This is a genomic window from Zhongshania aliphaticivorans, assembly GCF_001586255.1.
GTDB lineage: Bacteria > Pseudomonadota > Gammaproteobacteria > Pseudomonadales > Spongiibacteraceae > Spongiibacter > Spongiibacter aliphaticivorans.
Genome location: NZ_CP014544.1, coordinates 975,834 through 990,091, shown reverse-complemented (window position 1 = coordinate 990,091; position 14,258 = coordinate 975,834). Strand labels below are relative to the sequence as shown.

Annotated in this window: 13 protein-coding genes; 5 read left to right on the top strand and 8 right to left on the bottom strand. The window is 52.3% G+C overall.

The features are described from left to right. Window positions 1–107: 107 nt before the first annotated feature. The 7 genes from aroB to AZF00_RS04275 are packed head-to-tail and all read right to left on the bottom strand — an operon-like array spanning window position 108 to window position 6,801. Window positions 108–1,193, bottom strand: coding sequence for a 3-dehydroquinate synthase (gene aroB, locus AZF00_RS04305; protein ID WP_008246199.1), 1,086 nt, complete (start codon window positions 1,191–1,193; stop codon window positions 108–110). A gap of 55 nt (window positions 1,194–1,248) precedes the next feature. Beyond that, the gene (gene aroK, locus AZF00_RS04300; RefSeq protein WP_008246198.1) at window positions 1,249–1,785 is read right to left on the bottom strand and encodes a shikimate kinase AroK; all 537 of its coding nucleotides are present in this window, start codon (window positions 1,783–1,785) and stop codon (window positions 1,249–1,251) included. Window positions 1,786–1,791: 6 nt separating this feature from the next. Next, entirely contained in the window at window positions 1,792–3,993 is a 2,202-nt protein-coding gene (pilQ, locus tag AZF00_RS04295) for a type IV pilus secretin PilQ (protein ID WP_008246196.1), read from the bottom strand. Window positions 3,994–4,016: 23 nt separating this feature from the next. Continuing rightward, on the bottom strand, window positions 4,017–4,544 hold the full coding sequence (locus AZF00_RS04290) for a pilus assembly protein PilP (RefSeq protein ID WP_008246195.1): 528 nt from the start codon (window positions 4,542–4,544) through the stop codon (window positions 4,017–4,019). Continuing rightward, entirely contained in the window at window positions 4,541–5,161 is a 621-nt protein-coding gene (locus tag AZF00_RS04285; protein ID WP_008246194.1) for a type IV pilus inner membrane component PilO, read from the bottom strand. Before AZF00_RS04285 ends, AZF00_RS04290 begins: the two co-directional genes overlap by 4 nt. 12 nt (window positions 5,162–5,173) lie before the next feature. Beyond that, entirely contained in the window at window positions 5,174–5,734 is a 561-nt protein-coding gene (locus AZF00_RS04280; RefSeq protein WP_008246193.1) for a PilN domain-containing protein, read from the bottom strand. After that, window positions 5,734–6,801, bottom strand: a complete 1,068-nt coding sequence (locus AZF00_RS04275; RefSeq protein WP_008246192.1) for a pilus assembly protein PilM — start codon at window positions 6,799–6,801, stop codon at window positions 5,734–5,736. The genes AZF00_RS04280 and AZF00_RS04275 overlap by 1 nt, the downstream gene beginning before the upstream one ends. 170 nt (window positions 6,802–6,971) lie before the next feature. On the opposite strand from AZF00_RS04275, the gene AZF00_RS04270 reads away from it, so the two are divergent. Next, complete coding sequence (locus AZF00_RS04270) at window positions 6,972–9,443, top strand: penicillin-binding protein 1A (RefSeq protein ID WP_008246191.1); 2,472 nt, start codon at window positions 6,972–6,974, stop codon at window positions 9,441–9,443. Window positions 9,444–9,470: 27 nt separating this feature from the next. Here the strand turns inward: AZF00_RS04270 and radA are convergent, their stop codons facing one another. Further along, entirely contained in the window at window positions 9,471–10,838 is a 1,368-nt protein-coding gene (radA, locus tag AZF00_RS04265) for a DNA repair protein RadA (RefSeq protein ID WP_008246190.1), read from the bottom strand. A gap of 132 nt (window positions 10,839–10,970) precedes the next feature. Between radA and AZF00_RS04260 the strand changes: the two genes are divergently transcribed. The 4 genes from AZF00_RS04260 (at window position 10,971) to AZF00_RS04245 (ending at window position 14,251) form a co-directional block, all read left to right on the top strand. Then, window positions 10,971–12,185 carry a DnaT-like ssDNA-binding domain-containing protein gene (locus AZF00_RS04260; RefSeq protein ID WP_008246189.1) on the top strand — a complete coding sequence of 405 codons (1,215 nt, stop codon included), beginning with the start codon at window positions 10,971–10,973 and terminating at the stop codon, window positions 12,183–12,185. Further along, window positions 12,094–12,762, top strand: a complete 669-nt coding sequence (locus AZF00_RS04255; RefSeq protein WP_143829293.1) for a replication protein P — start codon at window positions 12,094–12,096, stop codon at window positions 12,760–12,762. Before AZF00_RS04260 ends, AZF00_RS04255 begins: the two co-directional genes overlap by 92 nt. Window positions 12,763–12,866: 104 nt before the next feature. Continuing rightward, window positions 12,867–13,616 carry a bifunctional demethylmenaquinone methyltransferase/2-methoxy-6-polyprenyl-1,4-benzoquinol methylase UbiE gene (gene ubiE / locus AZF00_RS04250; protein WP_008246187.1) on the top strand — a complete coding sequence of 250 codons (750 nt, stop codon included), beginning with the start codon at window positions 12,867–12,869 and terminating at the stop codon, window positions 13,614–13,616. Beyond that, on the top strand, window positions 13,613–14,251 hold the full coding sequence (locus AZF00_RS04245; RefSeq protein WP_008246186.1) for a ubiquinone biosynthesis accessory factor UbiJ: 639 nt from the start codon (window positions 13,613–13,615) through the stop codon (window positions 14,249–14,251). The genes ubiE and AZF00_RS04245 overlap by 4 nt, the downstream gene beginning before the upstream one ends. Window positions 14,252–14,258: the final 7 nt, after the last annotated feature.

The following is a 14,258-nucleotide window of genomic DNA, read 5'->3' as shown; positions in this document are numbered from 1 at the left end:
CACATACCCGAAAAAAGGAGTGACATTCTACACGGACGAGGCACCAGCGACAAACTTCGCCCGCTCCAGCGATCAATTTTTAATCAATCACCTGCAAATAATACTCGCTAGGCACCTACGCCGGCGGCGAGCAAAACCTGGCTAATCATTTCAACGCTAGCCTCGGAACTCACCACCGCCTCACCCAAACCCGTTAACAATATAAGGCGTAACTGGCCATCCAGCACCTTCTTGTCACGCCCCATGAGCTGCAAAAATTGATCCACATTCATATTTGACGGCGGAGAAATAGGCAGACCAGCATTTGCCAAAAGGGCCAAACCCCGTGCTTCAACTTCAGGCTCTAGCCATGCCATTTTAACCGATAGCGCTAGCGCTAGCGCCGTACCTGCGGCGACAGCCTCACCATGCAGCCAATTGCCATAGCCTTCTGCCGTTTCAATAGCATGACCAAAGGTATGCCCGAGATTTAAGATAGCGCGCCGCCCACCCTCGCGCTCATCATCGGCAACGACATTTGCTTTATTCACACAACAGCGGTACACGGCCTCGCTCAATAATTCGGCATCACGCGCCATTAAGCCGCTCATATTTTGCTCTAACCAAGTAAAAAAATCGGCATCACAAATCAAACCGTATTTAATTACCTCAGCCATACCCGCCGAAAACTCGCGGTCTGGCAGGGTTTTCAATACATTTAAGTCTGCTAATACACAATTGGGCTGATGAAAGGCGCCAATCATGTTCTTGCCCAGCGGGTGATTCACGCCAGTTTTTCCGCCGACCGAAGAATCCACCATGGCCAACAGCGTTGTTGGGATCTGAATAAACTGAACACCACGCTGATAACAGGCCGCCGCAAAACCACACATATCGCCAACAACGCCGCCACCAAGGGCAATAAGCGTAGTGCTGCGATTGTGATTCGCCTGCAGTAGGGTGTCGAAAATATTTTCCAGCACAGCCAAGGTTTTATGGGCCTCGCCGTCCGGCAAAATCACTTCACAGACCGACTTGCCCGCCAGCTGCTGCTTCAAGCTCGCCAAATAAAGTGGCGCGATGGTGTCATTGCTAACAATACAAACCTGCTGGCCGCGAATATATTTCAGCCACAGCGCGCCATCACCAAGGATACCGGGCGCGATAAAAATGGGATAGCTACGCGCTCCCAAATCGAGTTCGAGGTGTTTCATTAATAATATATCCGGGAAAAGATTAAAGTGCCCCTAGACCGGGACACTTAGTATATCAATATTGCGCGCTGAGGTCGCTGGCGCCGAGCTGCTCACACAATTCCTGAACAACTGACTTCGGAGTGCGATTATCCGTTAATACCGTGTAATCGGCAATTTCTTCGTAGAGAGGTTCACGCAGGGCCATTAAGTTTCGCAGGGTTGTACCGGGATCACCATTTTGCAACAGTGGACGCTTGCGATCCCGAGCGGTACGTCGCACCTGCTCCTCCACTGAGGTTTTAAGATAAATCACCGTGCCTCTAGCGACCATCAACTTACGGCTCACACTGCGCAATACCGCACCGCCACCAGTAGAAATAACCACTTGAGAGCCATCACTCAACTCAGACAGCATACTCTCTTCACGATCACGAAATCCCTCTTCACCTTCCATATCGAAGATCCAAGGAATATCCACACCGCTACGCTCTTCTATCTCACGATCGACATCGCAAAATTCAAAACGCAAGGTCTCTGCCAACAAACGGCCAATAGTGCTCTTTCCCGCCCCCATTGGCCCAACTAAAAATACTGCACCCGACTTCATCATCTGCAATCAATCTACCAAACTGTCGGCGAGAATGCGCGGCGTAATAAAGATTAACGTCTCCTGCTTCTCACGAGTCACTGTGGTGGTCTTAAACAAATGACCAAAAAAGGGAATATCGCCTAGCAATGGCACCTTGGTTTCTGACTGCACGTCAATTTGGTCATAAACCCCACCAAGCACAACCGTTTCACCATTGCTCACCAATACCCGAGTTTTCAGCTCAGTGGTGTCGATTGTTGGCACCTGACCGCCCAAGCCGGTAGAAATGACCAGCGAGCCAATGGTGTCCTGATTGATCGTCAGATCCATAATAATTCGGTCATCTGGCGTGATAATCGGCGTCACATCTAACTTCAATACCGCTTCTTTAAAGGCAATGGTGGTTTCACCACTGGCTGAGGATTCCGGATAAGGAATCTCAGTACCCGATTTAATGATTGCCGGTTCTTTATCACCCGTTACCACACGAGGTTGCGATACGATCTCGCCGCGGCCCTTAGACTCCAGTGCCGACAACTCCAAGTTCAACAAAACATCTGGGCTAATAAAACCTAGTGCAAAAGAACCCGCCGCACCAGAGACGCCAAGGTCAGTAACCAAGCCGGGTACCGCAGTATACGTTGGTGAACCGGCGGCCAAGGCACTCAGGTAATTGTTCTGGGTTGCCTGGTCACTTGCTATATCACCATTGGCGGAATACACCTTATCGCCGTCTTGCTTAATATAGGCCCCGCCCCACTTAACCCCTAATGAGCGGTCAAAGTCTGAGCTTGCGCGAACAATACGCGCTTCAATTTGCACTTGGCGCACGGGGACATCTATAAGGGCTATCAGGCGACGGAACTCGTCCAAACGCTCGGCCGTTTCAGTAATCAGCAGTGAGTTGGTGCGTTCGTCGACAATAACTGAACCGCGAGGGGAAAGAATACTGCCTGTCGATGGCCCGTCACTGTTGCCACTATTGTTATTACCGTTGTCATTGCCATTGCGCGCAAACAACTTAAATAATTCTGATGCATCCGCATAACGCACGCGAATAAATTCACTTTGCAGCGGTGCGAGCTCCTCAACTTGCTTCTGAGCCTCAATTTCTTGCCGCTCACGCTCGGATATTTCTGCCGCGGGCGCAACCATCAGAACATTACCCACCTGGCGCTTATCTAAGCCCTTAGTCTTTAGCACTAATTCAAGCGCTTGATCCCAAGGTACATTTTGCAAGCGCAGCGTAATATTGCCTTTAACCGTATCACTGGCAACCAAGTTCAGTTCAGTGAAATCAGCAATCAACTGCAACACCGAGCGGACTTCAATATCCTGGAAATTCAGTGACAGCTTTTCGCCAACATAAGCGAATTCACGACGACGGTCAGCCACTTCTTTCTTTGTTAATGGCTTAACGCTCACGACGTATTCAGTATCGGTTTGATACGCAAGGTAGTCGTATTCCCCCTGGGCCTCAATGGCCAACTTCGCACCCTTCTCGCCCATGCGCGCTTCGATCGATTTCACCGGGGTTGCAAAATCAACGACATCAAAGCGGCGCTGTAAGCTGGCGGGCAGGTTAACGCCGCCAAAATCCACTTTGATTTTAGATCCTTCGACGTAGACATTGATATCAGCCTTGGCATCAGCCAACTGAATCACCAAGCGGCCTTCACCCTTATCGCCACGACGAAAATCAAGATCGGTTATATTATTAGCCGCCGGCGTCGCCGCTTTGGCCGACGAGACTAACGGGCTATTGTACTTCTCTTTCAGGTAGGCCTGACCGCCACCGCTACCAACCTCAACGATGAGCGTATTGCCTTCTGCACGCGTCTGGTATGACGCGAGTTTCACTAAGTTCAGCACAACCCGAGTTCTGTCCCGGCCCTCTAACACCACGGCGCTACTGGCATTATCGTAGGCTAGGGGGAATTTCTTCTGAGACAATTTATTACCCGTCGCAACCAGGTCCAGCGCAATTCGAGCAGGCTTTTCAATGGTGTAGCCCTTCACTTCTGGCGCCGGGCCATCAAAGGTAAAGCGCGCTTCAAAGCTGCCACCCTGCAGTGAGTTAAATTGCACATCCGTCAAGTTGGCTGCTGAAGCGGCTATCGACGCCAACAACAAACACACCCCACCTAGGATCTGTCGCCCCATATTTGTGGTCGCGCTACCAGCGCGCTTGCCCTGCACTGCGCTTTGCATTTGCTTTCGGGTATTCATCTACTTCTCCGCCAATCGAATTCTTAGTTACGGACTTTCAGTTCAAGGGAGCGCGGCCGTTCAACCCAGCCATCCCCGCCGGTGGAGACAATCTCAATAACCGTCAGGTAGTTCTCCGCAACCTCAATAATTTTGCCGTAATTCCGGCCTAGGTAATTACTTTCTTTAACCCGATGCACACCGCCATCGGCGTCCTTCACTAACGCCCACAATTTCCCGTTTAAGCGCACCGTTCCCACCACCGTCAAGGAGTCTAGTGAGTACTGTTCTAAATATTCTTTCTCGCGCTTGGTATCAGGCTTAACACTGCTAGCCGCTTCAAGTCGTGCAATCTCTTTAACATCAACCGGGCGATTAAAAGGGCCCCGCAGACCAGACGCCGAATAGCTAAACGCGCGGTAAGCTTTGAGAGCAGGAATCGGTGGAATTTGTCCAGATGGCGCCGCCCGCTTCGCGGCGACAAAGGCGTCTAGATCGGCAAACTGAGCGCCACCACCGCAAGCGGCCAATACCAGCGTAAAGCTGGCGACAAGGGAAACGCGCTTAATCATGAACCCGCCTCCGTGTCTTTATAACGGTATGTCTTAGCCGTAATCGACATGGTTTGCTGACTTTGCTCCTTATTGGAGCTAATCGTATAGTCGTGCAAGGTCACTATTCGTGGCAGGCCGGCGATACCGCTCACAAAGGCCGCCAAATCGTGGTAACTACCGCTCACCTTGATGGCAATGGGCAGCTCTACATAAAATTCCTGAACTCGCTCGGCCTGGAGCTGGATGCTGCTGATTTCCAAGCCATTCGAAACTGCCTTCTCGGTCATGTCTTCTAAGAGGCCGGGCACTTCGGTGTCGACTGGCAACTGACTAAGTAAAATGCCAAAAGACTCCTCCATCTCCTCCATCTGCTTTTTCAGTGGGATCAGCTTCGCTGCCTTGAATGCTTTTTTCTCAAATTCTTGCTTTAACTGAACTTCTTTAGCCTCAACACTCGACAGCTTGACACGCAAATCTGCAATCACATAAAAATAGCCACCCGCCAAGCACAACACAAAAACCCCAAGCCATACTGCTGCCCTCACCAATAATGGCCAAGCCCCAATATTCTCAACAGTTAGGTCACTGACGTCGAAGCTTTTTACTTCTTCGACTAATTCTTGCCACTCCGCCACAGCTATCGCTCCCTACTTCTCATCATCAGGCGCAGGCGCACTGATCTGGAAAGACAATTTGAAACTACTGGCTTGATCGCCGTAGGCTGAAGCCGCACTCACCGCAGTCAGGTTCGGATCGGCAAACCAAGGTGAGCCGTCCAATTTACGCATTAAGCTGGATACTCTATTATTCGATTCAGCAATGCCTTCCACATTTACCTGTTTATCACGCCGAACTACCGAGGTGTAAAACAAGCCATCGGGTAGGGTTCTCACCATTTCATCGAAGACCCGCACTATTAGCGGCCGGGTACCCTGCAAATCCTGAATAATCGTCATTCGGTCGAGTAATTGCTGGCGGCGCTTTTCAAGCTCACTAATTTCGGCCACTTCCTTATTAATTTTAGTTATTTGGGCCTGCATATAATTATTGCGTGCTTCCTGACCACTGATTGCACTATTCACAATCGACATGGCGAGTAAAATCAACAGTGCCCCCAGCACAGCCACACCGCCGAGCACCACGAGGAACTGCTGTTTAATCAGCTCGCGGCGCTCCTCGCGCCAAGGCAATAAGTTAATCGTTGCCATTAATCAAAACTCCTCAGTGCCAAACCGCAGGCAATCAGCATGGCCGGGGCATCACTGGTCAATTTAGTGGCGTCTACACCCGGTGCAACCGACATGGCCGCAAACGGGTTCGCAATAACCGTATCTATGCCCAAGCGCTCTTGGACCAGCTCGACCAAGCCCTGCATGGCGGCAACACCGCCAGCTAATAAAATAATATCGACACCGCTGTACTGACTGGCCGAATAAAAGAATTGCAGTGACCTAGATACCTGTTGAATAACCGCTTCTCGGAACGGAGCCAAGACTTCACTGTCATAGTCATCGGATAGTCCGCCTTGCTTTTTGGCCAGACCAGCTTCTTCCACCGTCAAGCCATAGCGACGCTGGATCTCTTCGGTTAGCTGACGACCGCCAAACAATTGGTCGCGGGTATAAACTGTTTCGCCGTTCACGATCACACTGAGGGAGGTCATACTGGCGCCAACATCGACAATGGCCACCACCGTATTCTCATCACAGCCTAGCTGCTGAGCGATAAGATCAAAACTCCGCTCAATAGCGTAGGCCTCGACATCCACCACTTTTGGGGTAATCCCAGCAATTTCTAATGACTCAACCCGCGTATCGACGTTATCGCGACGACAAGCCACGAGCATCACATCCACCATTTCCGGGTTGGTTTCCGATTCACCCAAGACCTCAAAGTCCAGAGAAACCTCATCTAATGGGTAAGGAATATACTGATCAGCCTCGAGGGAAATCTGCGTTTCCATGGCATTTTCATGCAGACCCGCAGGCATGTGCAGAACTTTGGTAATAATTGCCGAACCAGGCACTGCCACCGCGGCGCGTTTCAGCTTGCTGCGAGATCGGGAGTGCACTGCACGCACAACGTCGCCCACCTGCTCGACATCAGCAATATTTTTTTCGACCACAACCTGCGACGGCAGAGACATTACCGCGTAGCTTTCTACGCGATATTTCTCGCCACTCCGGCTCAACTCCAGTAACTTAACCGCACTGGAACTGATGTCAATACCGAGCAGACTCCGGGAACCCTGACCGCCAAACAAGCCATCTAGCACTGTAGTTTTCCTATTTACATCGTGGACTTAGAGCGCACTTTTATATACAAGATTAAATACCAGTGTATACCAATGCGCAAATAGTTATGAAAAAAAGACGCCGATAATGTCACAGTTTTAGTTATCCTAGCCTTCGATTTTCTACCGACATCTCAATTTACAGGAAAAATATGCCAAGCAAGACCCGAATTCTCCGCCTTTTCATCGGCCTAGGCATTCTCGCCAGCTGCGGCGCCGTGATGATTTTCGCCGCGGCATTCCTTTATATTAGCCCTAAATTGCCATCCGTCGAGGCGTTAAAAGACATTCAACTGCAAACACCGCTGCGGATATACAGCGCAGACGGCAAGCTGCTTGGAGAATTTGGCGAAAAGCGTCGCTCCCCCATTAGCTTCCAAGAAGTCCCCGAGCTCTTTATCAAAGCCTTTCTCGCCGCCGAAGATGACCGCTTTTATATCCATCACGGTGTCGACATCACCAGTCTGCTGCGTGCTGCGTCCCAGTTAATCACTAGTGGCAGCATCCAATCGGGCGGCTCGACAATCACCATGCAGGTGGCCAAGAACTACTTTCTTAGCCAAGAACGCACCTTTACCCGGAAATTCACCGAAATTTTCTTGGCCATCGAAATAGAGCGTGCACTCAGTAAGGGCGACATTCTCGAGCTATACCTAAACAAGATTTTCCTCGGTAACCATGCCTATGGTATCGAGGCTGCCGGTCAAGTCTATTACGGAAAACCCATAAAAGAGCTCAATCTCGCGCAAATGGCCATGATCGCCGGACTCCCGAAGGCGCCGTCGGCCTATAACCCCGTCGCCAACCCCAATCGCGCCAAAATACGTCGTAACTGGATATTGGGCCGAATGCTTAGTCTTGGCTATATCACACAGGCTGACTACCAAACTGCCATTGCCGAACCTATCAGCGCCAAGGCCTATGGCACCCAGCTCGATGTTGATGCTCCTTACGTATCAGAAATGGTGCGCCTGCACATGCTCGAGCGCTACGGCCGAACCGCCTATGAAGATGGCTTCACCGTCATCACCACAGTCGATAGCCGACTCCAAAACTCAGCGAATAACGCTCTTCTCGACGGCGTGATTGAATATGACACGCGGCATGGCTACCGCGGCGCGGAGCGACACTGGAATCTCAGTAAAGATATCGACGATGAGCAGCGCGAGCGCCTAAGCCAAAAATTAGAAGAAATTGGCAGCATTGGGCCCTGGCATCCAGCATTGGTTTTGAATGTAGCCGAGAAAAGCGCCACCTTGCTACTCTCCACTGGCGACCAAACGACGCTGGAGTGGAGCCACGGCCTAGAGGGAACGATCCGTTATATTAGCGAGGACAGGGTCAGCTACGCACCAGAAACGGCGAGTGACTTACTCGCGGCAGGTGACGTAATACGTGTGCGCATGAGCCAGACGGAACCGCGCCACTGGGAACTGTCACAGCTCCCCAAAATTCAGGGTGCACTCGTCTCCCTAAACGCCGATAGCGGGGCAATACTCAGCTTAGTGGGCGGCTACAACTATCAAAAAAGCGCCTTTAACCGCGTCACCCAAGCAGAGCGTCAACCGGGTTCGAATTTCAAACCCTTTATTTATACCGCCGCCCTCGATAACGGTTTCACCCCGGCCACTATTATTAACGACGCGCCCATCGTCTTTGAGGACAGCGGGCTCGGCGACACCTGGCGCCCCAGCAATGACAACGGCACATTCAATGGCCCCATGCGCCTGCGCAAAGCACTGTATATGTCGCGCAACCTGGTTTCTATCAGAGTACTCAGAGACCTCGGCATCGGCAAAGCCATCGACTATATAGCCCGCTTCGGTTTTGACCCAAACAAGCTACCACGCGATCTTTCGCTCGCGCTCGGCAGCCATTCGCTAACCCCGCTGGATATTGTTAGCGGCTACGCGGTGTTTGCCAATGGCGGTTACAAAGTAAAGCCCTATATTATCGATCGCATTATTGACCGCGACGGCAACACCCTTTACCGCGCCGAACCCGATATCGTCTGCCGCAACTGCAGCACCGACGAAGATGGCGACCTACTAAACCCTCACCATCGAATGGAGGCCGACACCCTCGACGACATCATTAATAACAGCAGCAGCGAGGCACCGAAGGCCAACTACGCCAAACGCGTACTCAGCGAAGACGTCGCCTTTCTGATCGACAGTATTTTACAAGACGTCATCACGCGAGGAACCGGCCGCAAAGCACTGGTGCTAAAGCGCAGCGACGCAGCGGGCAAAACCGGTACCACTAACGGGCCTACCGACGCGTGGTTCTCTGGTTACAGCGGCGGCATTGTGACCTCGGCCTGGGTCGGCTTTGACCAAAACAACAATCTTGGTCGCCGCGAGTACGGTGGCTCTGTCGCCCTGCCCATCTGGATTGATTACATGAAAGAAGCGCTCAAAAACAAACCCGAGCGCCACTTAAAGCAACCGGACAATGTCATCTCGGTAAGAATTGACCCAGATACCGGCAACCTCGCCCAACCCGGCCAGAGCAACGCTATATTTGAATACTTCCGCAGCGACAATGCGCCGAGCGAGGGCTTCAACCAACCCCAAAGCCCCTACGGCAGCAGTGCTGGCGACGATCCAATAGAAATATTTTAAATATAAAAATGACCAAAGCCTGGCGGCCTAAATGGCCTCCAGCGCTTCAGCGAGAGTTTTCACCCCCACGACTTCCATGCCGACCAAGTCACCCCGCGGCGCATTACCATGAGGCACAATAGCTCGGCGAAATCCGTGCTTACGAGCCTCTTGGAGCCGCTCCTGGCCGCTGGGCACCGGGCGAATTTCCCCCGACAGACCGACTTCACCAAAGACCACTAAATCTTCAGGCAAAGGGCGATCCCGAAAGCTCGACACAATTGCGAAAAGCAATGCTAAGTCAGAACCGGTTTCCAGCACTTTAACGCCACCTACCACGTTAACGAACACATCTTGATCACCAACCTGTAAGCCACCGTGACGATGTAGCACCGCCAGCAACATCGCCAAACGGTTTTGCTCTAAACCCACCGCCACCCGGCGCGGATTGCCAAATCCAGAGCTATCGACCAAGGCCTGGATCTCGACCAAGAGCGGCCGCGTACCCTCCCACACCACCATCACAGTACTGCCAGACGACACCACATCACCGCGATTAAGAAAGATCGCAGACGGGTTCTTAACTTCTTTAAGACCCAATTCCGTCATGGCAAACACACCTAGCTCATTCACCGCACCAAATCGGTTTTTACTCCCGCGCAAGGTGCGATAGCGACTATCACTGCTGCCCTCAAGCATGATCGAGCAATCAATAATATGCTCAAGCACCTTGGGGCCAGCCAAACCGCCATCCTTGGTTACATGACCAACCATCAACAGTACCGTGCCAGTCTGCTTGGCGAAGCGGGTGAGCGCCGCAGCGCACTCCCGCACCTGTGAAACACTGCCGGGCGCCGAGTTGACTTGCTCGCTGTGTAAAACCTGAATCGAATCCACCACTAATATGGCGGGTTTATTCGCCATCGCTTGGGCCAAAATCAACTCGAGACTGGTTTCCGAGCACAGCTTTAGGGTATCTGCACTTAAATTCAGACGCTGAGCCCGCATCGCAATCTGCGGCAGCGACTCTTCGCCAGTCACATAAAGGCATTCGCATTGATTCGCCAAACGACACAGAACTTGCAAGAGCAGCGTACTTTTGCCCGCCCCCGGATGCCCACCGATCAATACCGCAGAGCCAGGCACCAGCCCGCCGCCCAAGACCCGATCAAATTCATCAAAACCAGTGGAGCGCCTTGGCAAGGCCTCAATACTGACATTGGCGAGCATTTGCACCTCACCGCCAACTTCACCCGCATAACCTTGCCGCACTGGTGCTGCTTTGGCACTCGTCGCAGGCCCTAAACGCAGCTCCGACAAGGTATTCCAAGCGCCGCAATCCTGACACTGGCCCTGCCATTTATTGTGGTCAGAACCACAGTCCACACACACATACGCGGTTTTTTGTTTTGCCATAATACTGAAGCAATCGCTCCCTCTTACTGATAAAGATCAGACGATAAACGTCCAGAATTTGGTGGTGACAACAGGGCTGACAGCAGCCCATACAAGGCCGTACAATGGCCCGCTATCCACAGAGTAAATAGCATGTCGGCCGCTTTTGTAGAACGCCAACTATTGGTATCCCCCTCCCTCGCCGCAACACTCGGCTTAGAGGCAGCACTGCTGTATCAATTGCTAGCGGAATGGCTACCCCTGCTCGACAGCCGGGAAAGCCAAGGAATTCAATGGTATATCATTGACAAACAGCGCCTGAATAAACAACTCCCGTTTTGGGACATGGATAAAATTGAAGAAGTGCTACGCACCCTGAATGACCAGGGACTCATTATTATCGGCGCAGCCCTAATGAGCAATGCACAAAATATTCGGCTGGCATTTACCCAAGCCAAATCCGCAGCACCAGCAGTGCAAGCAAGCCCCGCCGCAGCCCAAACTGAGAGCGCGACACCGCAGTCAACTATACAACAGCCGGTACGCAGGGGCTCGCTGGTCGCCAACACCACAAGAGTGAACCAACACACCAACACTGCCAATCCTCGCCACCCGGTGCCCGGCAACAATATAATTGCAGCAGACTGGCTCCCCGACCAAGCGGGCATCGACTACCTAACCCGCTTTAATCAGGTCGACCCCGCGTTTATCAACGCCGTGCTACCCGAGTTTATCGCCCATTACCGCGACACGGGCGAAACCCGCAGCTCGTGGAACAGTGCGTTTAGCCAGTATGTCAGTCGCCGCTGGAAAAAAGAGCAGTACCAAAAAATTGAATTGTCGCGCAATCAACCCATTGGCGACAACTGGAAGCCCAGCCTCGATGCCCTTGAAATTCTCGAGCGCGACGGTATTAGCCGCAATTTTATTGAAGACGCCATTCCCGAGTTTACCCTGTTCTGGCGAGAGCGCGGCACCGCCGACAGCAATTGGAATTCGCGCTTTATACAGCATATTCGCCTGCAATGGGCGCGCTATACCAATGCCGTCAGCAATGAAAACGTCATCGCGCCAATTCCCGGCAACTGGCAGCCCAATGATTCAGTCTTCGATATTTTGCGTATGGCCCGTATCGACCCGGAATTTGCCAAAGCACAAATCGCCGAATTTATATTATTCTGGCAAGACAGCGGCCAAGCACACCGTTCATGGAACACAAAATTTCTCCAACATGTAAAATACCGTTGGGCAAACAATCATCAACTGGGACAGAGCGATGCAAGACAGCAACAAGCTCCTGGAGCAAGCAAACCGGCAACTGGCTTCATCGCCAAACACACCGACCGCAGCTGGGCAGACGAACTCTGAACCCCTACCAGACAGAGACGCCGTAATCGACGCGCTTAACCAGATGTTTGCGGAGTTCGAGCTGGTCTACCACAACCAATACAACAAGGCCTTTTCAAATCCTGAAAAGCTCTCCTATGCCAAGAAAATTTGGTTTAGCAATCTGCGCCACATCAGCCCAGAGCGAATTATTGCCGCGACCCACCGCGCCATTCGCGAATCTGAGTTTTTGCCGACGGTTAAAGGTATTTTAAAATACTGCGAACCCGATCTGCGCGAACTCGGTTTACCCGACAGCCACAGTGCCTATATGGAAGCGTGTCGCGCACCTCAGCCCAAGGCCGAGTACAACTGGTCACACCCCGCGGTTTATCACGCTGGCCGCGCCTGCGACTGGTTTTTTCTTGCGGGCACTGCCGAGCACACTGCTTATCCGGTGTTTAAGCGGCACTACGAGGATATCTGCCAACGCGTTATTAACGGCGAGACCCTGAGTTTACCTGCACAAATCGCGCTTCCAGAGACCATTAGCAAGCCACTGAGCCCCGACGAACAGCGTCAGCGCATGCAGCAGCTCAGAGACGAACTCGACATATAATCCTTAAGTCAAATCCAATCGTGCAGGGCGCCCACGCAAACGCTACAATAGCGGCCTAATTAAGCTGGCCGCCCCGCCAAGACCATACCAAGTAGGCAGAATTTATGGCAGACGACAAAACCACCCACTTCGGTTACAAAACCGTCGACAGCAAAGACAAAGTCAAAATGGTCGCTGGCGTCTTTCACTCTGTGGCGGCCAAATACGACATCATGAACGACCTCATGTCCGGTGGCGTCCATCGCCTGTGGAAGCGCTTTACCATTGAACTGTCTGGCGTGCGTCCCGGCAATAAAGTATTGGACATTGCCGGCGGGACCGGCGACCTCGCCGCAAAATTTAGCCGCTTAGTTGGCAGCAGTGGCAAGGTTGTGCTGGCCGACATCAATGACTCGATGCTCACCGTTGGCCGAGAAAAACTGACCAACAAAGGCATCGTCGGCAATATCGAATATGTACAGGCCAACGCCGAATGCCTGCCCTTCCCCGACAATTACTTTGACTGCATTACTATTGCTTTTGGCCTGCGCAATGTCACCGACAAAGACGCCGCACTGCGCTCCATGAACAGGGTACTCAAACCCGGCGGTCGCCTGCTGGTGCTGGAGTTTTCCAAACCCGTTAATCCGGTCATCGCAAAGCTCTACGACCGCTACTCTTTTGATGTTTTGCCCAAGATGGGCCAACTCGTTACGAATGACGCAGACAGTTACCGCTATTTGGCCGAGAGCATCCGCATGCACCCCGATCAAGACACCCTCAAAGGCATGATGAGCGATGCGGGCTTTGTCGATGTGCGCTATCACAATATGACGGCGGGCGTCGTTGCCGTGCACCGGGGCATAAAGCCGTGATTCCACCGGTACTCCAAGGTGCGGCGATTTCCGGCCTTGAAAACCTAATTAATAGAGCACTTCATCTCGACCCCAGTGCCCGCGCGAAACTATTGAGCTTAGACGGCCAACGTTTTGCCCTTGAGCTAAAGGAGCCCGATCTTAATATCGGCATCGGCATTACTGGTAGTCGCCTGCGTATACTCGGCAGCCTAAACGAAGGCATTAGCACCCGGCTCAGTGGTCGCTGGAGTGAGTTTGCCGCCGTGGCGACGGCCGCCGACCCAGCTGCGGCGCTGATCAATGGCAATATTCGGATCAGCGGCGATACCGCACCGCTATTAGCATTGCGTAAAATTCTTGCCGACCTCGACATTGACTGGGAGCAACCGCTCGCCGATTCCTTTGGCGACGTCGCCGCCCACCAAATTGGCACTGGCCTGCGGGCTGGCCACCGCTGGCTAAATGCAACTCGGCAAAACTTACACCGCCAGTTTGAAGAGTTTTTGGTCGAAGAGAGCAATCTCGTTCCCCACCCCTGTCAGGCCGACGATTTCTATCAACAAATTGACGATGTTAAGGCTCGCAGTGAACGCCTTGAAGCGAAACTGCGCCGCCTGCAAGCACGGCTAACACCCCAAACCAATAAAAATTAAGGAAACA

Excerpts from the sequence above, each read along its gene's own strand:
- aroB (WP_008246199.1), bottom strand. The coding sequence starts at position 1,193 with ATGAAACACCTCGAACTCGATTTGGGAGCGCGTAGCTATCCCATTTTT.
- aroK (WP_008246198.1), bottom strand. The coding sequence starts at position 1,785 with ATGATGAAGTCGGGTGCAGTATTTTTAGTTGGGCCAATGGGGGCGGGA.
- pilQ (WP_008246196.1), bottom strand. The coding sequence starts at position 3,993 with ATGAATACCCGAAAGCAAATGCAAAGCGCAGTGCAGGGCAAGCGCGCT.
- AZF00_RS04290 (WP_008246195.1), bottom strand. The coding sequence starts at position 4,544 with ATGATTAAGCGCGTTTCCCTTGTCGCCAGCTTTACGCTGGTATTGGCC.
- AZF00_RS04280 (WP_008246193.1), bottom strand. The coding sequence starts at position 5,734 with ATGGCAACGATTAACTTATTGCCTTGGCGCGAGGAGCGCCGCGAGCTG.
- AZF00_RS04270 (WP_008246191.1), top strand. The coding sequence starts at position 6,972 with ATGCCAAGCAAGACCCGAATTCTCCGCCTTTTCATCGGCCTAGGCATT.
- radA (WP_008246190.1), bottom strand. The coding sequence starts at position 10,838 with ATGGCAAAACAAAAAACCGCGTATGTGTGTGTGGACTGTGGTTCTGAC.
- AZF00_RS04260 (WP_008246189.1), top strand. The coding sequence starts at position 10,971 with ATGTCGGCCGCTTTTGTAGAACGCCAACTATTGGTATCCCCCTCCCTC.
- AZF00_RS04255 (WP_143829293.1), top strand. The coding sequence starts at position 12,094 with ATGCAAGACAGCAACAAGCTCCTGGAGCAAGCAAACCGGCAACTGGCT.
- ubiE (WP_008246187.1), top strand. The coding sequence starts at position 12,867 with ATGGCAGACGACAAAACCACCCACTTCGGTTACAAAACCGTCGACAGC.